Source organism: Photobacterium sp. Alg240-V54 (genome assembly GCF_900537155.1).
Lineage (GTDB): Bacteria > Pseudomonadota > Gammaproteobacteria > Enterobacterales > Vibrionaceae > Photobacterium.
The window spans coordinates 64,700-88,766 of record NZ_UNRL01000011.1 but is presented as its reverse complement, the minus strand read 5'-3'; the positions used below and the strand labels follow the sequence as shown (position 1 = coordinate 88,766).

General features: G+C 43.2%; 23 protein-coding genes. 15 read left to right on the top strand and 8 right to left on the bottom strand.

Annotated features, from left to right (window positions below; genetic code table 11):
* Positions 1 to 8 precede the first annotated feature (8 nt).
* Complete coding sequence (thiH, locus tag G6R09_RS18145) at positions 9 to 1,121, top strand: 2-iminoacetate synthase ThiH (RefSeq protein ID WP_163923907.1); 1,113 nt, start codon at positions 9 to 11, stop codon at positions 1,119 to 1,121.
* Positions 1,122 to 1,175: 54 nt separating this feature from the next.
* Here the strand turns inward: thiH and G6R09_RS18140 are convergent, their stop codons facing one another.
* Positions 1,176 to 2,963, bottom strand: coding sequence for an aminopeptidase P family protein (locus tag G6R09_RS18140; RefSeq protein ID WP_163923905.1), 1,788 nt, complete (start codon positions 2,961 to 2,963; stop codon positions 1,176 to 1,178).
* A 320-nt stretch (positions 2,964 to 3,283) separates the two neighbouring features.
* On the opposite strand from G6R09_RS18140, the gene G6R09_RS18135 reads away from it, so the two are divergent.
* Complete coding sequence (locus tag G6R09_RS18135; protein ID WP_065168408.1) at positions 3,284 to 4,498, top strand: multidrug effflux MFS transporter; 1,215 nt, start codon at positions 3,284 to 3,286, stop codon at positions 4,496 to 4,498.
* 84 nt (positions 4,499 to 4,582) lie between these two features.
* Here the strand turns inward: G6R09_RS18135 and G6R09_RS18130 are convergent, their stop codons facing one another.
* A complete protein-coding gene (locus G6R09_RS18130) occupies positions 4,583 to 5,488 on the bottom strand; it encodes a DMT family transporter (protein WP_163923903.1) in 906 nt (301 codons plus the stop codon).
* Between the two features lie 231 nt (positions 5,489 to 5,719).
* Between G6R09_RS18130 and rmuC the strand changes: the two genes are divergently transcribed.
* From rmuC to hemB, 9 genes are all read left to right on the top strand, one after another.
* Complete coding sequence (gene rmuC / locus G6R09_RS18125) at positions 5,720 to 7,252, top strand: DNA recombination protein RmuC (RefSeq protein WP_163923901.1); 1,533 nt, start codon at positions 5,720 to 5,722, stop codon at positions 7,250 to 7,252.
* A gap of 134 nt (positions 7,253 to 7,386) precedes the next feature.
* The gene (ubiE, locus tag G6R09_RS18120) at positions 7,387 to 8,142 is read left to right on the top strand and encodes a bifunctional demethylmenaquinone methyltransferase/2-methoxy-6-polyprenyl-1,4-benzoquinol methylase UbiE (RefSeq protein WP_065168411.1); all 756 of its coding nucleotides are present in this window, start codon (positions 7,387 to 7,389) and stop codon (positions 8,140 to 8,142) included.
* Positions 8,143 to 8,149: 7 nt separating this feature from the next.
* Entirely contained in the window at positions 8,150 to 8,752 is a 603-nt protein-coding gene (locus G6R09_RS18115; protein ID WP_163923898.1) for an SCP2 domain-containing protein, read from the top strand.
* Positions 8,753 to 8,760: 8 nt separating this feature from the next.
* Positions 8,761 to 10,395 carry a ubiquinone biosynthesis regulatory protein kinase UbiB gene (ubiB, locus tag G6R09_RS18110; RefSeq protein WP_065168420.1) on the top strand — a complete coding sequence of 545 codons (1,635 nt, stop codon included), beginning with the start codon at positions 8,761 to 8,763 and terminating at the stop codon, positions 10,393 to 10,395.
* An 84-nt stretch (positions 10,396 to 10,479) separates the two neighbouring features.
* Complete coding sequence (tatA, locus tag G6R09_RS18105) at positions 10,480 to 10,740, top strand: Sec-independent protein translocase subunit TatA (RefSeq protein WP_036788465.1); 261 nt, start codon at positions 10,480 to 10,482, stop codon at positions 10,738 to 10,740.
* A gap of 3 nt (positions 10,741 to 10,743) precedes the next feature.
* The gene (gene tatB / locus G6R09_RS18100) at positions 10,744 to 11,082 is read left to right on the top strand and encodes a Sec-independent protein translocase protein TatB (RefSeq protein ID WP_065168413.1); all 339 of its coding nucleotides are present in this window, start codon (positions 10,744 to 10,746) and stop codon (positions 11,080 to 11,082) included.
* Positions 11,083 to 11,093: 11 nt separating this feature from the next.
* Entirely contained in the window at positions 11,094 to 11,876 is a 783-nt protein-coding gene (tatC, locus tag G6R09_RS18095) for a twin-arginine translocase subunit TatC (protein ID WP_065168414.1), read from the top strand.
* 145 nt (positions 11,877 to 12,021) lie between these two features.
* Positions 12,022 to 12,801: a TatD family hydrolase gene (locus G6R09_RS18090; protein ID WP_065168415.1), complete on the top strand. Its 780-nt coding sequence runs from the start codon at positions 12,022 to 12,024 to the stop codon at positions 12,799 to 12,801.
* A 59-nt stretch (positions 12,802 to 12,860) separates the two neighbouring features.
* Complete coding sequence (hemB, locus tag G6R09_RS18085; protein WP_163923895.1) at positions 12,861 to 13,901, top strand: porphobilinogen synthase; 1,041 nt, start codon at positions 12,861 to 12,863, stop codon at positions 13,899 to 13,901.
* Positions 13,902 to 13,960: 59 nt separating this feature from the next.
* Here hemB and asnC read toward each other — a convergent pair whose 3' ends face one another.
* Positions 13,961 to 14,422: a transcriptional regulator AsnC gene (gene asnC / locus G6R09_RS18080; protein ID WP_060998630.1), complete on the bottom strand. Its 462-nt coding sequence runs from the start codon at positions 14,420 to 14,422 to the stop codon at positions 13,961 to 13,963.
* A 177-nt stretch (positions 14,423 to 14,599) separates the two neighbouring features.
* Between asnC and G6R09_RS18075 the strand changes: the two genes are divergently transcribed.
* Together G6R09_RS18075 and G6R09_RS18070 are read left to right on the top strand one after the other, a co-directional pair.
* The gene (locus G6R09_RS18075; RefSeq protein ID WP_065167803.1) at positions 14,600 to 15,388 is read left to right on the top strand and encodes a class I SAM-dependent methyltransferase; all 789 of its coding nucleotides are present in this window, start codon (positions 14,600 to 14,602) and stop codon (positions 15,386 to 15,388) included.
* A 102-nt stretch (positions 15,389 to 15,490) separates the two neighbouring features.
* The gene (locus G6R09_RS18070) at positions 15,491 to 15,958 is read left to right on the top strand and encodes a hypothetical protein (protein ID WP_065167802.1); all 468 of its coding nucleotides are present in this window, start codon (positions 15,491 to 15,493) and stop codon (positions 15,956 to 15,958) included.
* A gap of 339 nt (positions 15,959 to 16,297) precedes the next feature.
* On the opposite strand, the gene G6R09_RS18065 is transcribed toward G6R09_RS18070, so the two are convergent.
* Genes G6R09_RS18065 through hemC form a run of 4 tightly spaced genes read right to left on the bottom strand, consistent with a single transcriptional unit; the run spans position 16,298 to position 20,517 of the window.
* Positions 16,298 to 17,485 carry a heme biosynthesis HemY N-terminal domain-containing protein gene (locus tag G6R09_RS18065; RefSeq protein WP_163923892.1) on the bottom strand — a complete coding sequence of 396 codons (1,188 nt, stop codon included), beginning with the start codon at positions 17,483 to 17,485 and terminating at the stop codon, positions 16,298 to 16,300.
* Positions 17,485 to 18,822 (bottom strand): uroporphyrinogen-III C-methyltransferase, encoded by a 1,338-nt coding sequence (gene hemX, locus G6R09_RS18060; protein ID WP_163923889.1) that lies wholly within the window; start codon positions 18,820 to 18,822, stop codon positions 17,485 to 17,487. The genes G6R09_RS18065 and hemX overlap by 1 nt, the downstream gene beginning before the upstream one ends.
* Before the next feature lie 13 nt (positions 18,823 to 18,835).
* Entirely contained in the window at positions 18,836 to 19,585 is a 750-nt protein-coding gene (locus G6R09_RS18055) for a uroporphyrinogen-III synthase (protein ID WP_163923886.1), read from the bottom strand.
* Positions 19,585 to 20,517 (bottom strand): hydroxymethylbilane synthase, encoded by a 933-nt coding sequence (hemC, locus tag G6R09_RS18050; RefSeq protein WP_065167808.1) that lies wholly within the window; start codon positions 20,515 to 20,517, stop codon positions 19,585 to 19,587. The genes G6R09_RS18055 and hemC overlap by 1 nt, the downstream gene beginning before the upstream one ends.
* Before the next feature lie 397 nt (positions 20,518 to 20,914).
* Here hemC and G6R09_RS18045 point away from each other — a divergent pair, with 397 nt between their 5' ends.
* A complete protein-coding gene (locus G6R09_RS18045; protein WP_163923883.1) occupies positions 20,915 to 23,473 on the top strand; it encodes a class I adenylate cyclase in 2,559 nt (852 codons plus the stop codon).
* An 82-nt stretch (positions 23,474 to 23,555) separates the two neighbouring features.
* Here the strand turns inward: G6R09_RS18045 and cyaY are convergent, their stop codons facing one another.
* Complete coding sequence (gene cyaY / locus G6R09_RS18040) at positions 23,556 to 23,867, bottom strand: iron donor protein CyaY (RefSeq protein ID WP_036788451.1); 312 nt, start codon at positions 23,865 to 23,867, stop codon at positions 23,556 to 23,558.
* 78 nt (positions 23,868 to 23,945) lie between these two features.
* On the opposite strand from cyaY, the gene G6R09_RS18035 reads away from it, so the two are divergent.
* Positions 23,946 to 24,062 (top strand): lipoprotein, encoded by a 117-nt coding sequence (locus G6R09_RS18035; protein ID WP_082955713.1) that lies wholly within the window; start codon positions 23,946 to 23,948, stop codon positions 24,060 to 24,062.
* Positions 24,063 to 24,067: the final 5 nt, after the last annotated feature.

The window sequence follows — 24,067 nt, the reverse complement described above, 5'->3', positions numbered from 1 at the left end:
GAGCCAACATGAGCTTTGTGGATGTTTGGCAACAAATGGATTGGGATGATATCCGGTTGTCGATTTATGCTAAAACAGCTGCCGATGTTGAGCGTGCTTTAGGCAAATCAACGTTGGATCTAGAGGATTTCAAAGCCTTAATTTCACCCGCGGCTGAACCTTACTTAGAGCAAATGGCACAATTGTCTTCGATGCTAACACGGCAGCGGTTTGGTCATACCATCAGTTTTTATGTGCCGTTGTACCTGTCGAATCTGTGTGCCAATGCGTGTACCTATTGTGGTTTTTCGATGGAAAATCGTATTAAGCGCCGCACGTTAGATGAGCAAGAAATAGAGCGAGAGTGTGAGGCAATAAAAGCGCTAAATTTTGATAGTGTGTTACTGGTCACTGGCGAGCATCAAACCAAAGTCGGTATGAATTACTTTCGTGATGCGCTGCCTCGAATCAAAGATCACTTCAGTTATTTGGCAATAGAAGTACAGCCACTTGAGCAAGATGAGTATCAAGAGCTGCGACAACTTGGTTTAGATGCGGTGATGGTGTATCAAGAAACCTATAATGCGCCAACCTATGCGAAGCATCATTTACGAGGCAATAAAACCAATTTTGAATACCGCTTAGCGACACCTGATCGGTTAGCAAAAGCTGGAATAGATAAGATTGGAATTGGTGCTTTGATCGGTATGGAAGAATGGCGCACGGATTGTTTTTTTGTTGCCAGTCATTTGGCTTATCTTGAGCGAACCTATTGGCAAAGCCGCTATTCGATTTCATTCCCGCGTTTGCGGCCGTGTACTGGCGGATTAGAGCCGAAATCGGTGATGACGGATCGCCAACTGGTGCAATTGATTTGTGCTTATCGACTGTTTAATCCTGAAGTAGAGCTGTCGTTATCAACGCGAGAATCACCGCATTTTCGCGATAATGTATTGCCTTTGGGGATCACCAGTATGTCGGCGGGCTCTAAAACCCAACCGGGCGGATACGCCGATGACACGCCAGAGCTAGAACAGTTTGCGATCAGTGATGAACGTTCGGTCGTAGATGTCGCGACAGCGGTCAAGCAACAGGGATTTGAAGTGGTGTGGAAGGATTGGCACCCTGCTTATTCTGGATAAAAATAAAGCCAGTACGTTAATCACGTACTGGCTTTTCTTTTTCTTATCTAAGCGTTAGCGGCTTAGCGGTGATGTTGCTTGGGTTAGCCACTCAAGATCACTACCAGTCAGCGATGGGCTGATGACGTTAAACACGGTTTGGTGATAGTTATTAAGCCATGCCAGCTCGACGTCAGTTAATAGTGCAGGATCGATTAAACGCTTATCAATCGGTGCACGGGTTAGAGATTCAAATCCCATTACTGACATATCACCTTGGGTTGCGATTTCAATTACCGCTTCAAGGTTTTCAATACGAATACCAAACGCATCCGCACGGTAATAACCTGGCTCGTTAGATAACACCATACCTGGCAGTAGCGCGGTTGGGTTAGCCACCTTAGAAATGCGTTGTGGACCTTCGTGAACACTTAAGAAGTGACCGACTCCGTGACCTGTACCGTGATCATAATCAAAGCCATGTGCCCATAGATGCTGACGCGCGAGTGCGTCGAGCTGTGAGCCTGTTGTACCTTTAGGGAAACGGGCTGAAGCCAATGAAATATGACCTTTTAGTACTAAGGTGAAGGCTTGTTTTACTTCATCACCAGGAGTGCCGATAGCGATAGTACGAGTGATATCAGTAGTACCGTCTGGGTATTGACCGCCTGAATCGACTAAGTAAACCGTATCCATTTGCAGCTTGCTTGGCTGTGGTTGGTCAATATGATTGTAGTGACACATTGCCGCATTACCTGCAGAAGCTGAAATAGTATCAAAACTCACATCACGGCAGGTTGGATCTTGTTGACGGAATTGCCACAGTTGATCAGATAACTGAGCTTCATCTAATAGATTGCCATTCGCCACTTGTACATCAACCCATGCGAGGAATTTTGCAATTGCGACGCCATCACGAATATGACACGCCTTCATGCCTGCCATTTCAGTCGCATTTTTGGTGGCTTTAGGTAGTAAGGTTGGGTTTGCAGCTTCAATCAGCTGTGCGCCAGCGTCTTGTAGTTGTTGGGCTGCCCATGCATTACTGTTCGCCGAGTCAAACTGTACCCGCTTACCTGAAAGCGCAGCTAAACCCGCGGCAAGTTGCTCTGGCTCGCGGATATTGACGCCGTTACCTACGTGCGTTGCAAAACCTTCTGGTAGACGGTGATGATCGATATAGAAATCAACCGACGCATCGCTGTGGATTACGGCAGCTGACAACAGAACAGGTAGACAGTGAACGTCATCACCACGAATATTTAATAGCCAAGCAATGCTATCAAGTTGACTTAAAAAGGCAGCATCCGCTTTTTGCTTTTTAAGTAGTGCCGCAATTTGCTCTCGCTTTTCTGTGCTTGATTGACCGACATATTCTAAGCCCATCAATTGGGCATCAGACAATACTGGTGCCGGGCGGTCTAGCCATAGAACATCAATTGGGTTTTCGTTAACGGGTACTAGCTCTAGCTCACCATCAATAGTGGCGGTGGCATTTTTAAGCCATGCTGCACTGTGTAGGCGAGCATCAATGGCAACTTTACTGTCTGCGGCTAAATTTTCTAATGCCCATTGGACTGGTGGTTGTTCTATAAGGTGGCAGTATTGAAATACATCTGCTGGTACTTGCTTACGCACTTGCACCACATAACGACCGTCAACAAAAACAGCAGCATCATCACGGGTAATAATGGCAGCGCCCGCTGAACCGGTAAATCCAGTTAACCAGTGTAGACGTTCATTATGATCGGGAATGTATTCACCGAGATATTCATCTTCGTGAGGGATCAATAAAGCATCTAACTGATTATCAGTGAGCCATTGACGGATTTGTTCAACACGTTGCGAAATTGCTGCTTGCATGTTTTCGTCCTTTAATTAAAGCGTCATCTTCACGATGGCATAAGCTGTAAACTTAAATAACTATCACATTATGAATGGGGCGTGATTATTAAGTCGATGCGGTTACGTTAGCGTGTTTGCTGGTTGGCATCAATTAGCTAACGGTCAATTGATTGGGATTTATTGAATTTCTGTCTCATCTGGTTATCTGTGACGAAAGCTGTGGCAGATAACTGCTGTGAGTGATATTCCAAAATGGAAAAATGCTATTGAATATATACCATTTCTATTCATATCTCTAAAATCGTAGACTTGGCGCGATCATCTTTAAGGAACACGATATGACCCCGTCAACTCCCGCTTCTACCGATACTAAATTAATTACCCTGATGGTAACGTTAGTGTTGTTTAGCCCATTGGCTATTGATATTTACCTTCCAGCTTTCCCTGCTATTGCTGATAGTTTTGGGGTCAATGCTGTACGCGTTCAAGATACCGTGACCTGGTTTATGTTTAGTCTAGGATTAGGGCAGTTATTAGCCGGACCGCTAGCAGATCGCTTTGGGCGGCGGCCGATTGCATTAGCAGGGATTGTGATTTATGGCTTTAGTGCGTTAATGGCATATTTGGCAGCCAGCTTAGATATGCTATTAGCAGCGCGTTTATTACAAGGTTTCGGTGCTTGTGCGACCTCTGTTGCCGCTTTTTCTGCGGTGCGTGATAGTTTTGGCGCAGAAAAGAGCGGCCGTATGATCAGTTACTTAAATGGTGCAATCTGTTTTATTCCCGCTTTAGCACCTTTACTTGGTACTTGGTTAACCCATGAGTTTGGCTGGCGTTCAAATTTTAGTTTTATGGCCGGGTTTGCGCTTGTTGCGGGTATGTTTGTGATGACGATGTTTAAAGAAACTCGCCCCGCAGATACTCATATTAGTGGTTCAACTTTAAGTTTAAGCCGTTACTGGTCGGTATTGCGTGAACCAACATTTTTATACCATGCCAGTTTATGCATGTTAGCGATGGCGGTGATTTTAGCGTATGTGACCTCAGCACCAGTGTGGTTAATGAGTCATCTTGGGGCTGATATGAACCAATTTACCTTATGGTTTGGAATTAACGCAGCGCTTAATATTACTGCTTGTATGGTGGCGCCGAAATTTATGGATCGTTTTGGTACGCGAGCGACATTACAAACTGGACTGATTATTTTAGCGGTTGCTGGTGGATTAATGTTGGGATTGAGCACCATTAATCAAGCATGGGCATTTATGACCCCAATCTTTATTTGTTCATTTGGGTTTGCCTTTGTTTTAGGGTCATCGGCAGGTAAAGCATTAGCGCCATTTGGCGATCGCGCAGGTACGGCTGCTGCACTGTTAGGTTTGTTTCAGATGAGTGGTGCTGGCGTGATGGTAAGTTTGACTCAGCGACTTGATTTAACCACTCCAATGTTGATGACATTACAAATGTGGTTATTGATCCCTGGATTATTGGTGTTGTGGTCAAAGTGGGGTAAAAGCTGGCATCAAGCACCACTCACAACCGATGAGTGCTAAGCCATTATTGGTTAGCGGTGATTGAATGTGCATTTTTATAAAGCCTGTGTTGATGACAGGCTTTATTTTTAGGTGCGTTTTAGGTTATGGCTGCTGCACTTCAGAGGAAGGGGATGATTTTGAACGCCATTGTTGGATCACTAAACCGCTAATAATAAATAACAGTCCAATGATAGTTGAAGCTGTTATTTGTTCGCCGATGATGGTGGCCAATAACAGCAGTGAAATAAACGGCGAAATAAAGATTAAATTACTGATACGGGCGGTATTAGCAGTTAAGCGGAGTGCATTGAGCCATAAAACGAAAGTGATCCCCATTTCAAACAAACCAACATAAGTGACCGCAGCCCATCCTTGCCATGGTACTGATTGCCAGCCGCCCAAGTAAAAACTTAACCCAATCGAAAAAGGTAATGAGGTTAAAAATCCCAGTAAGAGCCCTAATATAGGATCAGCTTTATTTTTGGTATTGATGATCCAATACAGCGCCCATAACAAGGTGGAAAATAAGGCTAATCCGACCCCGAGCGGGCTATCAAATTGGAGTGCGAGCAAATCACCATTGGTCGCAATTATCACCACCCCTAAATAACCTAAGCCACAGGCTATCCAATCTTGACGGCGAATTTTTTGATGTAAAAAGAGTGCAGCCATAAGGGTGAGCGTAATCGCCCAGCTATAATTTAACGGCTGCGCCTGCGAAGCAGGTAATAAGGCATAGGCTTTAAATAACACTAAGTAATAAGCGAAAGGGTTTATCAGCCCTAAAGTAAGGTAATACCAGGGCCGAGCATGGAACGTTGAAAATAAGTGGCAAAGTGTTCCTTGGTAAGTCGCAATAATAATTAATGCAGCAATTGAAACTAGGCTCGCAATCACCACCATCTGTGGTGGTGAAAAATAATTCAGGGTAATTTTAAATGCGGTAGCAACCGTCGACCACAATAATACCGCCGCAAGACCATAACCAACGGCATGACGTTCGTTCATGACAGATTCTCGATTTATTCCTTTAAATGAAGCAGGCAGTGTAATAGATGCAGTTTGATTGGCTCTAGTGAACCACAAAAAGGCTGTGATCATGGACGCATAAATAGACCCTGGTATTGAATAAAAAAAGTGATAGTAATATCAATAAAAACCACTGAACTGGACATTGATCCAGTATCGACTTAGCCTTACAACAGAAATGGATTCGGTGGCTTTTGTAGAGTATTTAATATGACGGAATGGTTAAGTGGCAGTGTTATTTCACTGCTGGCGGCAGCTTCTGCGGCCACAGTGGCGAGTGTGATCACCACGCTATGGTTAAAGGGACGTTTTGCACAAACATTACAACTGCATCAACAGCAAGCGCAAGCTGATATTCGTTTATTACAAGCACGTGAGCAGCAATTGCAACAACAGCTTGATGAGCGTAATCAAGAGCTTGAACAAATGGATGATGAACGCGACCGTTTGACGCATGAAATCCGCCAATTACACGGTAATTTATCGGCTGCAGTTGAAAAAATGCGTCACTTTGAAGCGCTTCAAAATGAAAAACAGTATTTATTTGAACAGTTAGATAATTCACGAGTGATTAATGCCCGTCTAGAGGCAGATATACGTGAACAAGATGCGCGTCATTTTGAAGAACAAAAATCAGCTGAAGAAAAAATTCAATTGTTAGAACACGCCGAGGAGCGGTTACGAATTCAATTTGAAAGCTTGGCCAATAAATTGTTTGAACATAAAACCCGTACGGTGGATGAGCAAAATAAAATCAGCTTACAAAGCTTGTTAATGCCACTTAAAGAGCAGTTAGAAAGCTTTAAAAAGCAGGTCAATGACAACTTCACCCAAGAGTCACGTGAACGCCATACATTAGTGCATCAAATTAATCACCTTAAGCAGCTTAATGAACAGATGGCGCAGGAAGCGGTTAACCTAACTCAAGCGCTTAAAGGGGATAATAAAGCCCAAGGTAATTGGGGTGAGGTGGTGCTTGCACGCGTGCTAACCGAGTCAGGTTTACGTGAGGGCCATGAATATCAAACTCAAGTTAGTTTAGAAAATGAAGACGGCAAACGTTATCAACCCGATGTGGTGGTGCATTTACCGCAGCAAAAAGATGTGGTGGTGGATGCAAAAATGTCATTGGTGGCCTATGAACGTTTCTTTAACGCTGACACCGTAGCAAAGCGGGAATTAGCTATGAGTGAACATATTGCGTCGATGCGGGCCCATATGCGAGGGCTAAGCCGCAAGGATTATCATCAACTCCATGGCGTTCAAAGTCTTGATTATGTGCTGATGTTCATTCCGGTTGAACCGGCATTTCAAGCTGCCATTGCCGCCGATCCGAAGCTGATTCGTGATGCGATGGATCTCAACATCATGTTGGTTAGCCCAACCACATTGCTGGTAGCGCTACGAACAATTAGTAATTTATGGCGTAATGAGCATCAAAACCAAAACGCCAAGGAAATTGCCGATCGAGCGAGTAAACTGTACGACAAATTACGCTTATTTGTGACGGATATGGAAGGGTTAGGATCGTCATTGGAGAAAGCAAATCAAAGTTATCATAGTGCAATGAATAAGTTAGCTAGTGGACGTGGCAATGTCATTCGTCAAGCGGAAAGCTTTAAACTATTAGGGGTGGAAGTAAAGCGTGATATTAGTTCGCAGTTAGTAGAAAAGTCGCAATCGCAACTGCATGATACTCGAGGGTTTTCACATATAACTTCCATATCAAAGCAGGATTTATAGGGCTTAAGGAGTAAACCACTTTGAGCAAACGACAACCATCAAGTACACTAAGCCAGTTGAATAAATGAATTTATCCTCGTTCGCTATTTTATGGTGACATTTAAATGAGCGCGAGGACACATAACGGATTGAGCATGACGGACACCACACAAGACACGACCCACTTTGGCTTTCGTACCGTGGCCAAAGATGAAAAAGCAACCATGGTTGCTGAAGTATTCCACTCAGTAGCGGCAAAGTACGACATTATGAATGATTTAATGTCGATGGGTATTCACCGCGTATGGAAACGGTTTACGATTGACTGCAGTGGTGTGCGCCGTGGTCAGCGCGTCCTTGATTTAGGCGGTGGTACTGGCGATTTAACCGCTAAGTTTTCTCGTATTGTGGGAGACAGCGGTCAGGTTATTCTGGCTGATATTAATAACTCGATGCTAAAGGTTGGCCGTAGTAAATTACGTGACAGTGGTATTGTCGGTAACGTCGGTTACGTGCAAGCCAATGCTGAAGAGTTGCCTTTTCCTGATAATTACTTTGACTGTATTACGATTAGCTTTTGCTTACGTAATGTTACCGATAAAGAACAAGCATTGCGTTCGATGTACCGAGTGTTAAAGCCGGGTGGACGTTTGTTAGTGTTGGAATTTTCTAAGCCGATTTTAGAACCATTATCAAAAATCTATGACGCTTATTCATTCCATTTGTTACCTAAAATCGGTGAAGTGATTGCTAACGACAGCGAAAGCTATCGTTACTTGGCTGAATCTATTCGTATGCACCCTGATCAAACAACGTTGCAGGGCATGATGGACGAGGCTGGTTTTGATCAGACAACGTATTACAACTTAACCGGCGGTATTGTTGCTTTGCACCGTGGCTATAAGTTCTGAGGCCCCTATGCCAATAGATGCATTTGTTACTGGCGCGGTAGAAACGGCGCTTAATCAGTTAGTAAAAGACGACGTTGATAGTCAGCGTCGTTTATCTCGTTTACGTGGCAAAGTGATCAGCGTAACGCTGAATGAATTTGGTAAAACGCTATATTTTATCTTTAGCCAACAAATTGATGTGTTGGCGGCTTATGAAGGTGAAGTTGATTGTCAATTAGCACTTAACTTAAGTGTGTTACCAGAATTACGTCAACACGCTAATCTAACTCAGTTAATTAAAGCCGATAAATTATCATTGGAAGGCGATTTACAATTAGCCCAGCACTTTTCTAGTCTGTTGAGCGGCTTAAAACCTGATATTGAAGAAAAATTATCACATTATAGTGGTGATGTTGTGGCTCATACTATGATGCGCGGCGTGAAATCGAGCGGGCAGTTTATTCAGCAGCGGCTGCTTAAACGCCAGCAAAATTTAGCACAAACGCTAACGGAAGAGTGGAAATTATTACCACAACCATTAGAAATAGCCTATTTTGCCGATCAAGTTGATGACTTGAAATCTGCTACTGCCTGTTTTGAGGCCCGATTAAATCAGCTACTTGAGCGATAATAGCCATGATGACTATTCGTGAAATTAAACGTCTTTACCGCATTATTGAAGTGCAGTTACGTTACGGTTTGGATGATTTCATTCCACAAGATCCACGCTCTGAATTACCAAAAAAAATACGTAAATCGTTATTTTGGATCAAAAATGAGTACCCAGAGAAGCCATTAGGTGAGCGGCTACGGTTGGCATTACAAGAACTTGGACCGGTGTGGATTAAGTTCGGTCAAATGATGTCGACTCGACGTGATTTATTTCCGCCACACATTGCTGATCAATTAGCATTATTACAAGATCAGGTGGCGCCATTTGATGGTCAGCTAGCCAAGCGAACCATTGAGGCGTCATTAGGTGGTCCAATTGAGCAATGGTTTGATGATTTTGATGAGGTTGCGTTAGCATCTGCGTCAATTGCTCAAGTACATACTGCAACCATGAAAGAAAATGGTCGTGAAATCGTATTTAAAGTTATTCGACCTGATATTAAGCCGATCATTGAAGCTGATATTAAGCTGATGTACAGGATGGCCGAGATAGTTTCTCGGCTACAACCACAAGCGCGGCGCTTACGCCCAGTTGAAGTGGTAAGGGAGTATGAAAAAACCTTACTTGATGAACTGGATTTAATGCGTGAAGCGGCGAATGGCATTCAACTTCGACGTAATTTTGAAGGTGATGATTCGCTATACGTACCAGAAGTTTTCACCGATTATAGCAGTGTTAATCTGCTTGTCATGGAACGCATATATGGTATTCAGGTTTCAGACATTGAAGCATTAAAAGCCAATGGTACCGATTTGAGATTATTATCGGAAAATGCAGTAAATATATTTTTTACGCAGGTATTCCGTGATAGTTTCTTTCACGCAGATATGCATCCAGGGAATATTTTTGTTTCGTATGAGCATCCGCATGATCCACAATGGATTGCGTTGGACTGTGGTATTGTTGGAACGTTAAATCGTGAAGATAAACGCTACTTAGCTGAAAACCTGTTGGCGTTCTTTAATCGTGACTATCGCAAGGTAGCAGAATTACATGTTGATTCCGGCTGGGTGCCAGCTGACACTAACATCGATGCCTTTGAAGTCGCGATTCGTACCGTGTGCGAACCTATTTTTGAAAAGCCATTATGTGAAATATCATTTGGGCATGTGCTACTGAATTTATTCAATACCGCACGTCGATTTAATATGGAAGTGCAGCCGCAGCTAGTGTTATTACAAAAGACCTTACTTTATGTTGAAGGTCTTGGACGACAACTGTACCCACAGCTTGATTTGTGGGCGACGGCGAAGCCCTTTTTAGAAGATTGGATGTCGCGTCAAGTCGGGCCGCAAGCTATTATTGAGGCGGTAAAGAGTAAAGCACCGTTTTGGGCTGAAAAGTTACCGGAATTACCGGAATTACTTTACGACAGTTTGCGCCAAGGCAAGGTTATGAACCAACGACTCGATACACTCTATGATAATTTCATGGATAGTCGGCGTAACCAAGGTAAGGCAAGATTTTATTTTGGTATTGGTGCCACCATGATGGTGTGTGCTGCCATACTTTTTGGTGATCATGTTACCACCTATCCTGCTATTGCAGCTGGAGCAGGAGCGGTATTTTGGTTGCTAGGATGGCGAGCCTGTCGAAAGTAATCGATTCAGGTTTCGCCTATACTTATAGTTGCGTTTAACCAACGCACTCCGTTATTAACCACATAAAGCTGAGGTAAAATAAGCATGGGTGGTATCAGTATCTGGCAATTGCTAATTATTGCACTGATCATTGTTCTGTTGTTCGGAACTAAGAAGTTACGCACATTGGGTGGCGACTTAGGCTCTGCCGTTAAGGGTTTCAAAAAAGCAATTGGTGATGAAGATTCAGCACCAGCTGCGAAAAAAGAAACACCAGACGCAGATTTTGAGCAAAAGAAAATTGCGGATGAGCAGCAAGCCGCTGATCAGACTAAAACGAGTCAAAAAGACAAAGAGCAGGTTTAAGACGTGTTTGATATCGGGTTCTGGGAGTTAGTGCTGATCTCCGTGGTGGGATTAGTAGTACTGGGGCCGGAACGTCTACCCGTTGCGATACGTACCGTATCGCAGTGGATAGGCGCTGCCCGTAATATGGCAAACTCAGTCAAAGATGAATTGTCTCAGGAACTGAAAATTCAGGAACTGCAAGCCAATTTAAAAAAAGCTGAGCAAATGGGAATGAAGGACATCGCGCCTGAATTGCAAGAGTCGGTTGATGAACTTAAAAAAGTCGCTTCTGATGTGCAACGTCCCTATGCTGATAAAAGCGAGCAACCCTCAGCTACGACTTCTAATAAGCAGGAATAAATTACATCACTATGTCGACTGTCGAAGATTCGCAGCCGTTATTCAGCCATTTACTTGAGCTGCGTACACGGATTCTGCGCTCTCTCATCAGCGTGCTGGTGGTTTTTGTCTGTATTGTTTGGTTTTCGAAAGACATTTACGCCTTTGTAGCTGCACCTTTGGTTGAACGTATGCCAATTGGTGCCACTATGATCGCAACTGATGTTGCGTCACCCTTCTTTACACCGATAAAACTCACTTTAGTTACCGCTGTGTTTATTGCTGTGCCAATGATTTTGTATCAACTGTGGGCTTTTGTGGCGCCAGGTTTATACAAGCATGAACGTAAGCTTATTATGCCATTGTTGTTTTCCAGCTCATTGCTGTTTTATGCCGGTGTTGCGTTTGCTTATTTTGTTGTGTTTCCATTGGTGTTTAAATTCTTTACCAGCGTCGCTCCACACGGAGTTGAAGTTGCAACAGATATTTCAAGTTATCTTGATTTCGTATTGTCGTTATTTATGGCATTTGGCATCGCGTTTGAGATTCCAGTCGCGATTATTCTGTTGTGTTGGACCGGTGCAACCGATCCTGAAACGTTACGCAGTAAACGCCCATATATCATTGTGGCAGCGTTTGTGGTTGGTATGTTGTTAACGCCGCCTGATATTTTATCTCAGACTTTGTTAGCGGTACCAATGTGTTTGCTGTTTGAAGTCGGTTTATTCTTCTCACGTTTTTACATTCGTAAAGATGATGAAGACGAATACGACGATGATGAACAGCAAGACGTGAAGAGCATCAGCAAACAATAGGGTTATAAGCCCTGTGATGATGAAAAAAACCGACATTAGTGTCGGTTTTTTTATAGCTGTAATAATGTCATGCTCAAGATAGTCAGTTAACGCTGGGCTCGATATACTGCTGATTATGATCATTGACTCGTTGATGGAAAAACAAATGATAGATATTGGCGTTAACCTTACTAATAGTCGATTTGATAAAGATCGTGCCGAGGTTATTACACGTGCTCAAGCTGTGGGTGTTAAAGGACTGGTTATTACCGGCACCAGTATTGAAGAAAGCATTGCCGCTCAACAACTGGCTCAACAGTGGCCAAATTATTGTTATAGCACTGCGGGGGTACACCCTCATGATGCCAAAGCGGTAACTGATTTAGCATTGCCGCAAATTCGTGCTTTAGCGCAGCTACCTGAGGTCGTAGCGATAGGGGAGTGTGGCTTAGATTTTAACCGTGATTTTTCGCCGCGTCCGCAACAAGAAGCGGTGTTTGAAGCCCAATTAGCGTTAGCGGCTGAGTTAAATATGCCGGTGTTTATGCATTGTCGTGATGCTCATGAGCGTTTTTTAGCGATTTTAACACCCTGGCGAGATAAATTACCCGCAGCAGTATTGCATTGCTTTACTGGCTCACAACAAGCGTTAGACGATTGCTTGGCGCTTGATTTACATATCGGTATTACAGGTTGGATTTGTGATGAACGCCGTGGCACAGAGTTGCGGCAGATTGTGAAATCGATTCCTAGTCAGCGGTTAATGATTGAAACCGATTGCCCATATCTATTGCCACGAGATTATCGTCCAAAGCCGAAATCGAGTCGTAATGAGCCGTTATATTTACCGCATATTGCCGCAGTGATTGCCGAGTGTCGTGGTGAGTCTGCGACGCAAGTTGTCAATAACTCTTACCAAGTAAGCCAAGCTTTTTTTGCAATTTAATCCCACCCTCGTGATGTGAGTGATATTATCAATACTCATTAATCTGTAAGGAGTTTACCGTGTCTGTATCTATTCAAGGTGCGTTTCCTGGACGTCGTATGCGTCGAGTTCGCAAGCATGATTTTAGTCGTCGTTTGATGGCGGAAAACCAGTTATCTGTTAATGATCTTATTTATCCGATGTTTGTGCTTGAAGGCACTGAGCGTCGTGAAAGTGTGGCTTCGATGCCAGGCATTGAGCGGTTATCGATTGATTTATTACTAGAAGAAGCAGCTTATATTGCCAGTCTTGGTGTACCTGCAATCGCATTATTTCCAGTAGTATCACAACAATTTAAGTCTGAGTTAGCAGAAGAAGCATATAGCGTTGATGGTTTAGTTCAAACTGCGGTACGCGCGTTAAAAGCCCATGTACCAGAGTTAGGTGTGATCACTGATGTGGCGTTAGATCCGTTTACCATTCATGGTCAAGACGGCATTATTGATGATGAAGGTTATGTACTTAACGACATCACTACTGATATTTTGATCAAACAAGCATTATCACATGCTGATGCTGGTGCGGACGTGATTGCACCTTCTGATATGATGGATGGTCGTATTGGCGCGATCCGTGAAGCATTAGAGCAAGCGGGTCATATTAATACGCAAATTATGGCTTACTCAGCTAAATATGCGTCAAATTACTATGGCCCGTTTCGTGATGCCGTCGGTTCAAGCGGTAACCTTAAAGGCGGTGATAAGAAAACTTATCAGATGGATCCTGCCAACAGTGATGAAGCATTGCATGAAGTGGCAATGGACATCAGTGAAGGTGCCGATATGGTGATGGTGAAACCGGGTATGCCTTATTTAGATGTGGTACGTCGCGTGAAATCGGAGCTTCAAGTGCCGACTTATGCTTACCAAGTCTCTGGTGAATATGCAATGCACATGGCAGCATTTCAAAATGGTTGGCTTAAAGAGCGTGAAACAGTAATGGAATCATTATTGTGCTTTAAGCGTGCGGGTGCTGATGGGGTGTTAACTTATTTCGCCAAAACTGTCGCAGAGTGGTTAGCAGCAGATGCCGCTCTGCGTGCTGAACATTTAAAAAAATAATCGATTAGATATCGATAAAAAAGCGAGCTTGAGCTCGCTTTTTTTATGGAAAGTTAACGCTATGGTTTGACGTTTCGATTGATCGGGTTTTGCAATGAGATCAAGGTTTCAGTCGATTGGACTTCCTCAATCGCTTGCAGTTTATTGATCAGTACATGCTGCAATTCTTCAATTGAGTGGCACATTAATTTAACGAAAATATTGTAAGCGCCAGTGGTGTAATAAGCTTCTACCACCTCATCGAGCTGATTGAGCTTCTCTAGTGCTGAGTGGTAATCACGCGCAGCATAAAGATTGATGCCAATAAAACAACATACGTCATAGCCTAATAATTTGGGGTTTACTATTACTTCAGTGCCGGTAATTATTTGAGAGGCTCGCATTTTTTCAACCCGTACATGGACGGTGGCAGGGCTAACATTAAATCTTTTTGCCATTTCAGCGTAGGGTACTCGTGCATCTGTCATCAATGCGTTGAGAATATCGCGATCTAAATCATCGATGCGCACAGCTCCATTCATCACAATTCCTTTTTGGCTCGCTAAGTTATTCGCAGGCTGCGATCTTGGACTATCTTATCCTTATGTTAGGTAGTGATACCAGAGCCAAGCGTGATTTGTGATGCTATAATTCGCCGCTTATAGCATCTATTTCCTATTATTGAGCGGAATAGAAAGTGTTTGATATCGGAGAATGCAGTGCAACTAGCCTTACTTTGTGAAGTTCCTCAACGTCAGTCTGAATTAGATCAACTCGCCGCCCGCTGGGGATTGACGCATGATGAGCACAGTTGCTTTGCGTTAGTATTAACTGCGAATCAACTCGAGTTGCGTAAGTTAGATGAGCCTAAATTAGGGGCAGTGTTTGTCGATCTAGCCAGTGGTGCAGTAGCACATCGACGTAAATTTGGTGGTGGCCGTGGTCAGGCGATAGCTAAAGCGGTGGGATTGAAAAATGGTATTACGCCAACAGTACTTGATGCGACTGCAGGTTTAGGACGTGATGCGTTTGTATTGGCCTCATTAGGTTGTAAGGTACAACTGGTTGAGCGCCATCCGGTGGTTGCGGCATTGCTTGATGATGGTTTAGCCCGTGCTAAAGCGGATCCTGAAATTGGTCATTGGGTCAGTGAACGGATGCAATTACTGCATGCATCAAGCCAGGATGCTTTATTGCAATTAGCTGCCGATAAAGATTTTATTGCCCCTGAGGTTATTTACTTAGATCCGATGTATCCCCATAAAAAGAAATCTGCATTAGTTAAAAAAGAAATGCGGGTTTTTCAAACCTTGGTCGGTGCCGATTTAGATGCAGATGAATTGTTTGCGCCTGCGTATGCGTTAGCTACCAAACGGATTGTGGTTAAGCGCCCAGATTATGCTGAATTTTTAGCTAACGCTAAGCCTTCGATGGCAATTGAAACCAAAAAAAATCGCTTTGATATTTATGTTAAAGCGGGTATGAAAACCACCGACACTCAAAAATAAAAAGTTACACATTTAACGCGCTACAATAGATTCATTACTGGAATTACGAATCATTATCGTTTAATGTCGTAATTCTGGTGAGTGTTGAGTGAGGATGCGTTGATGGTAAAGTCGTTGTGTAAATATCGTCGTGCTGAAATTGCCGATCAATTTGCGACGATCACAAAAATTGTCAGTGAGCCTAAATTTATTTGTGCAAGCTGCACTCGCGTTGCGAGCGATAAAGACTATTTATGTAAGCCAAGTCGTTTAACCAACGCCCTACCTTCTATTGCAGAGCCAACGCCAGCTTCGGTTATCACTTTGGCGACATCAGCACCTGTAGCGCCGATGATCATGAACATTCACAGTTTGCCAAGGCCGACGGCTGTTGGTCAAAGTCGAATAGAGATGGTGAGTGTGGTTGAGCAAACAGAGGTTGTTGAACAGCCTGATGAATTGCTACAGCAGACTGATAAACTAAAAAAATTAGCCAAGAAGAAAACCAAACAATTAAAAAAAGCCGCTAAAGCGGTGAAAAAATTTGATAAACAATTACGTAAAACCAAGCAAGCATTGGGATTAACATAATTGGTTATGACTAAATTACACCTATAAAAAAGCCTCCATTTAGGAGGCTTTTTTATAGGTGTTCATTAATCAGCGTGCTTAATTAATACAGCCATCATTACGCCAACAATTACTGACACCATAATACCTGAAACAATCAGCCAAGGAAGCATATCCATAACAGTTATCCAAATGTTAAATAAAAAGGGCAGAGCAGCTATTGAAACGTGTTTATCGCCAAGGAGCAATGGGGCAGATATACCTTGTAATGGCTGTTTACATTTTGATACATGTTAATGCGAAATTTGTTATCCAGACGAAAAAAAAGCGCCATAAAGGCGCTTTTTTCAGCTTTAAAACTTACGCTTGATCAGGTTTTGCCAATTGCAGTGCCTGACGTGAAACTTCAGCTGCGGCCTGTTTATCGCCTAGTTGCTCCAGAGTCGCAACTAGGTGAGCATAATCGGTCACATCGGGGCGTATTGCCACGGCTTTTTGTAAGTGATCCTTTGCTGGTTGCCATTGATTATCAGCCATTAGCATTTGTCCTAATGCACTTTGTAGTGCCGGGTTATTACTATTGTTGGCTAATAAGTCTTGCAGACTCACAATCGCAGGATGGCGATCTGGCAGGGTTAATTGTGGCATTAAGTTAATTAAGTTCTGCTCAGGATTTTTCTTGATGGCATCACGCAGGATAGGAAAAGCATCAGAATCAGCGTGGCGAACAATCATTTGCTTAACAAAACATGCCACTAAAGCGGGGTTATGTTTGTCTTTACGATTCATGCCGTTCCAATAGCTGATTAAACCATCACTGCCGCTTTGCTGACTTAAGTGATGCATTTGACCGCATTGTGCCTGAATGTCTAATTGCGCTTCTTCAGCAGCTGTAATCACACCAGCTTTTGTTAGATGAGGCAGTAGAGCTTGCAGCGCTTTCCAATCTTCTAACTGTAAATAGCATTGTTGTAATAAGTTCAGCACCATCGGGTTACGAGGGTTGTGTTGGTGAACATCTTGCAAGGTTGCTAATGCTTGTTCAAATTGCTGTTGGCGAATTTGAAGCTTGGCACGGGTTAATGATACCGCAAGGTTTTCTGTGTCTTGCTCTGCGGCCAGTTGTAAATACTGGTCACGTTGTTGAGTTTTACCAAGCCCTTGCGCCGCTTCTGCTGCGGCTAAGTAGTTTAGAATCGGTGCGTCACTGTATTTTGCTGACTTAGACAGCATTTTTTCAGCTGCTTTCCAATCACCTTCGGCAACTTTCAATAGTCCTTCGGCAGTATTACGACGTGCTTTACGGACTTGACGACCACTGAACCAACCACGGGTTGAGCTACCAAAAGAAAATAGGCGGCGCAGAATAAACTCAAGTACAAAAAAGATCGCAACGATAGCTATCGCGACAATAATAAGCGTGGTTAAACTCATCTCGATGGTTTGATTGGCAAACGAGATCAACACATAGCCTTGATGACCAGCAAGATCGGGGCTGACAATGATACCGGCAATCAGAGCGATGACCAATAACAACAATTTAACCATTATTTGGTTTCCTCTTTAACAGTGCTAGTTACTGCTGCAGATGTTGCTGGTGCAGATTTTTCTAGCGGCATCACTTTTTTTGTTGCAGTTGTTGGTGCAGCCGCTGAAGTTGCGCTAACTGCATCAGTTTTGATCAGTTTTAGTGCTTTAGGTTGTGCTTTAGGTTGTGCTTTAGGTTGTGGTTTAGGTTGTGGTTTAGGTGGCGTTATTGCATCACTCAGTGCTGACATTTTATTGCGTAACACTTGGTTGACCAGCTTGGTGATCATCGCTTGTGATTGCAACTTAGCCGGATAATCCACCGCCACATTTTGTTGTGCTAGTTGCTGTAAGCCAGCAATAAAGCTTTGCGTTTTAGGTGATGATAAGTCGTAATACTGTTGGGCCCATTTGATCGCGGTTGTTAGAGAGTCACGGTAAATTTGGCCTTGATCACGGTATACTGCTGCAATGGCAGTTTCGAGCTTGTTGGTGATATTTTGTTGCAGATAGAAATCTTGCTGCGGTGACAATAACGGTACCACACTGCCATCACGCTTACGGTAAGTAATAAAATGCTCACTAAAGTTCTTTAATGAGGTCATTAAATTATCTTTCCAATCATTAACTGACTGGCTAACGGTTGGGTTTTGTTGCGGCTCAGCTTTGGCTAATACAGCATTGGCTAATGGCAGGCTATCAATGCTGTTTTCAAGGCTGTTAAGGCGCAATACAATGCCATCACGATCAACAACAGTGATTGATTTTAGTGCCGTGATATCATTGCTCATTGCTTGACGTAGGCCTTTAAGACTTGGGTCATTAAGCTCAGCAATACGGTGATCTGCAGCTTCCAATAATAAGGTTGCGCTGGTAACGTCATGCTCTAGCCACAACTTACGTCCAGCCATTTTAACTAAGTAATCCGCTTCTGCTAATAACCAATCATTAGGCTCTTGGCCTTTTAAATCGGCGATGGCCGTTTGAAGTGAATCAATCGATTTTTGCTGCTGACTAATGCCTTGTTCAACATGTTGTTGGGTTGTGCGTAGTTCATTATTGACCATGCCAAGGGTTTGCTGCTGATCAGCTTGCATAGTTGCTTTCATGGTCGCAATTTGTTGCTGGAGGGCGGCAACTTGCTGCTGTTGTTGTAGTCCTTGCTGATGACCGTGATAATAAAGACCACCACCAAGAGCCAATACTAATGCAATTGCAACCCAACCGGTTTTGCTACCAGATTTTTTTTGTTTAGTGGCTGGTGGCGCTGTTTTGGTTGTTTTTGAAGCAGTAACCGCAGGCTTATCTTTAGCTGATGGCGCAGCGGTTGGGTTTGTGTTTGTTGTTTTGTCTGTCATCCTAATTATTCCGTTAGCTTACGTTGCTTTTTAGGAACGTGAATAACGCCTGATTAGCGGCGCTTCCCACGGTGGAAATATGTCTGTAGCCAAGCGTCGATGCTTGATCTGCGACCCGTTGACTTGGTACGAAAAGGTGGCAATTATAAAACCAAGTCAAACTCTCTGTTGGGATCAATCCCGTTAAGTATATTAACTGTTCACTACTAGTGACAACTAGAGCCTGTATGTGCTGTTGTTGCCACTGTTGGACTAATGGTGTTGCATCGAGAGCAAGCCAGCAGCGTTGATAAGTCTCACAATAACTGACTTTGGCATGGCGAGCGGTTAATGCCTGATAGATTAACTCGCGACCACCATTACCTCGTAAGATTAATACCCTACGTTGGCCAATATTAGCAAGTTCAGGTAACGCTAATAGCGCTTCGCTATCATGGCGACCTTCAGGTGAACTCACTGGTTGTTGACAGGCTTGGGCTAATGCTGCAGCAGTCTTGTCGCCAACGGCTATATAATGCATGTTTTTTGGCCATTCTGCACCTTGTGATATCAAGTAATCAGCTGCAAAACGTACCGCATGATAGCTAACTGCAATGATATAGTCACCCTGTTGCAGTTGTTGAATTTGTTCTATTAATCTATTTATATATTTCCCTTGCTGAACCTCAAGTAGAGGCTGAGCAATCGCGCTGATCCCCACTTGATTTAGTTGTGCGACCAATTGATCGCACTCTGGTGCTGGACGGGTGATCAGCACTGTCATTAGGCGTTACCGTATAAACGATCAAGAATGTCTTTGGCACCCTTAGCTAACAATTCATCGGCTAAGGTTTCACCTAATTGTTCTGCGTCTGCAATTGGGCCACTGATTTCAGCACGAACAATGATACTGCCATCTGGTTCGCCAACTAAGGCACGTAGCCAAATAGTATCGCCTTGCAGTTCTGAATAACTACCAATAGGCACTTGGCAACCACCTTGAAGACGGTTATTCATCGCGCGTTCACACAAAACACGTGTTGCGGTTGGTTGGTGATTTAGCGGAGCAAGTAATTCGCGTACTCGTTGATCATTTAGACGACATTCAATACCGACGGCACCTTGGCCAACAGCCGGTAAACTTGTTTCTGGTGCAATTTCACTGCGAATACGATCGTTCATTTTAAGGCGTTTTAGTCCAGCTGCCGCTAAAATAATCGCATCATATTGGCCTTCATCAAGCTTGCGCAGGCGAGTATTCACATTGCCACGCAGGTCGTTAACGATCAGATCTGGACGTTGAGCGCGCAATTGGCATTGACGGCGTAGGCTTGACGTTCCCACAATTGCGCCTTGAGGTAAGTCATCAATAGAATCATAGTTATTTGACACAAAGGCATCACGTGGATCTTCACGCTCACAAATAGTGACTAACCCTAATCCCTCAGGAAATTCTACTGGTACATCTTTCATTGAATGCACTGCGATATCTGCGCGACCTTCAAGCATAGCCACTTCAAGTTCTTTAACAAATAAGCCTTTGCCGCCCACTTTTGCTAAAGGAGTATCTAAAATGATGTCGCCTTTTGTTACCATAGGTAGCAGTTCAACAACGAGCCCTGGATGAGCTTGTTCGAGTTCAGCTTTGACGAACTCAGCTTGCCACATGGCTAGTGGGCTTTTGCGTGTAGCAATACGAATCGGTTGTGTTGTCATCATAGTAAAGAGGGTCCGTTAATCAAGGTTATGATTTTTTATGCTCAGTATCGTACCACTACCTAAGCATGGATGATAATTCGTGTATTGCGGTTCCTGATTTCAAGCGTTATTGTGTAGTCAGCTACAACACAAAATGTGATATTTATCGCAATAAGTCATTGAGCGGTTTCTAGTTGCAGTGTGATCAACTGCTTTTAGTTATTACCGCGATGAATAGCCTGATAATCACGGATGAATCATAGACAGTTGTTACTGGGGCAAGCTTGGCATTATCTTTACCGTAGGTATTAAAAATGATACATTGATCACGTTTTTTTCTTATTTTGAATAAAATTTACGCTATTAATGTCAAACTGCGGGCCGCACTAACACTGCTAGCTCTTGGAAGAGTAATTTGCAAAATTATATCAAGACGCTAAAAGGTAGACTGGACTCACTGACTGAGCTTCGTATTGAACGAGCACGCTTAGCAATGAATGAGCCGTCGGTACAGGTTTTTGATCTGTTACCTGTCTTATTACATTATAACCACCCAGCCTTGCCGGGGTATCTTGATCAACAAGTACCTCAGGGAATTGCGCATTTTATCGTCACTGACGTGCAGCAGCAATTTGTTAATGATTGTGCGCGTAGTGCAGCAATGTCCGTTGAGCCGCTAGTGGTTGATGACGCCGACTGCCCAATTACTGGTCTTTATGCCATGGGTAGTACCTCTTCTATGGGGCAAAGTCTTACCAGTGATCTCGATATTTGGGTCTGCATTCCTACGTCATTAAATAGTCACAGCCGTGAAGCATTAGATCGTAAATGTCACTTAGTTTCCCAATGGGCGATGGAACAAGGGGTTGAAGCCAACTTCTTTTTGATCGATGAAAACCGTTTTCGAGACAACTTTTCAGAGGCGATGACCGGTGAAAACTGTGGTTCAAGTCAGCATTTATTGTTGCTTGATGAGTTTTATCGTTCAGCCGTCTGTTTAGCTGGATTACCGTTATTATGGTTTATGGTGCCACCAGAGATGGAAGAGTGCTATGACCAATATATCGATGATCTGGTCGCGAAAGGTTATATTCAACGCGACCAATGGATTGATTTTGGTGGCCTGATGCGTATTCCTGCTGAAGAATATTTTGGTTCCAGTTTATGGCAGTTATACAAAAGTATCGATTCGCCCTATAAATCGGTATTAAAAGCGATTCTGCTTGAAGCCTACTCATGGGAATACCCACATACCCAATTATTAAGTCTTGATGGTAAGCGCCGTTTCTTTGCTGAAGATCGCAGTGAATACTGCATGGATGCTTATTATTTAATGCTTGAGAAAGTGACCCGTTATTTAGAGCGTATTGATGATCATCGTCGTCTCGATTTAGTCCGTCGCTGTTTCTATCTTAAAACCCATGAGAAACTAACCCGTAAGCCAACGTCTGGTTCTGTGGTGTGGCGACGACGTGCGCTGCAACAGTTAACCGAGCAATGGCTGTGGTCAACAGATGTTGTGGCTGAGCTTGATAATCGCCGTAATTGGAAGGTCGCTCAAGTAAAGCAGGCTCATAACGAGTTGCTTGATGCATTGATGCTCAGTTATCGAAACCTGATCCGTTTTGCGCGCCGTAATGATATTACCTCGGCTATTAGCCCTGAAGATATCAGTATTCTGGCGCGTAAATTATATGCTGCCTTTGAGGTACTACCTGGTAAGGTAACGCTATTAAATCCGCAAATATCACCGGATTTACACGAACCTGATCTGACGTTTATTCAAGTACCAGAAGGGCGAACCAATGCCGCAGGTTGGTATTTATATAAACAACCGATTGAAGCGAAATACATTTTAGGTCAACCACCGTTAGAGCATAACCGCTATCTGTCAAAGTTAGTGGCGTGGAGCTATTTTAATGGCCTGTTGACCGAATCGACCCACTTACACACAGTGGCGCGTAACGCTGATATGGATTTAGATAAACTGTATCAATTGGTGAGTGATATTCGTAATACCTTTCCAATTCGTCGTCCGCATCCTGGTTTACAGGCATTATCGAGCCCGTGTGAAATTCGTCAATTAGGGTTGTTTGTTAATTTAGAAAACGATCCAACCACTGAGCTAAAAAATCGTTCGGTGCGATTTGATTTTAAAACCACCGATATTTTCAGCTATGGCCCTGAGCAAAAGTGCTTAGTCGGCAGTGTCGACTTGGTTTATCGTAACTCGTGGAATGAAGTGCGTACTCTGAATTTCAGTGGTAACTATGCCATGCTGGATGCGTTGAAAACTATGTTGGGTAAAATGCACCACGATGCGATTCCACCCGAAGCGATTGATGTGTTTTGTTACAGTAAACATATGCGTGGTTTAATTCGTAATGTGGTTTATCAATTGGTGGCTGAGTGTATTGAAATGCGCCTAAAACCAGTTGAAGAGGAAAAACGTCGTCGCTTTAAAGCGGTCCATATCGCTGATGAAACCTATGGCTTATTTTTTGAACGTCGTGGTGTTTCAGTACAACGACTTGAAAATTCAGTTGATTTTTATAGTTGTATTTCATCAAATAAAGTCAGTGATATACCCAAAGTGGTGATGGGTAAAACCGATGAGCCACATCCACCTGAAATTGTTGATGCGTATGCCAGTGAAGGTTTGATTCAGTTCTTTTTTGAAGATTGTGACCAAGGTTTCAATATCTATATTTTAGATGAAACCAATCAAATGGAAGTGTATCGCCAATGCAATGGCAATAAAGATGAAATGGTCCATGGTGTGAACCGTTTTTATACGTCGTCGCAAGATCGCTTTAGCTATAGTGCGAATTTCATCAATTTCAATCTGCCGCAGTTTTACGATATTGCACATAATGAGAAAGGTGAATTGCAAGTATTGCCGTTTAAGAGTGGTCAAGTGGGCCGCCGTAATGACAATACTGAAGCAACAAATAACGGTATTAATCTTAATTAACGCTGTGAGTGTTAATTAACCTAGAAAAAAGCCTTCATTTTTTTGAAGGCTTTTTTTATTGCTGCGATAAATCACATTGGCATTACCAAGTGACATTTTCACCGGCATGGAGGCTGCATTCTTGTTTAAGTAGTGCAAATAATTCTTTATCACTACGGGTGCAACGCCATTCGCTACCAGTGTATTTAAAATGGTAACCACCTGATTTTGAAGCTAACCATAGTTCATGTAGTGGTTCTTGGCGGTTAATAACGATTTGGCTGCGGTTAGCAAACTCTAAAGTCAGTACGTTACCTGTGGTTTCTGGTTCAATATCAACACCGGATTCATCGATGCCTTCTTCGATCTGCATTAGTGCTAGATCGGCCAGTTGGTGGAATTCAGTATCATTCATCCTATTGCGTCCTATTGCATTTCTTGTTCTTGGTGCGATTATAGAGGTCATTGGAATGATAATCACTGGCTTTGAATTATGCATAAAGGTTTATTAGCAATTTTGGTCTTCGGATCGTTAATTTTAACTGGCTGTGGCCAAACTGGCCCACTTTACATGCCAAAAGACGCGCCACAACAACATCAACCACAATAACAAGA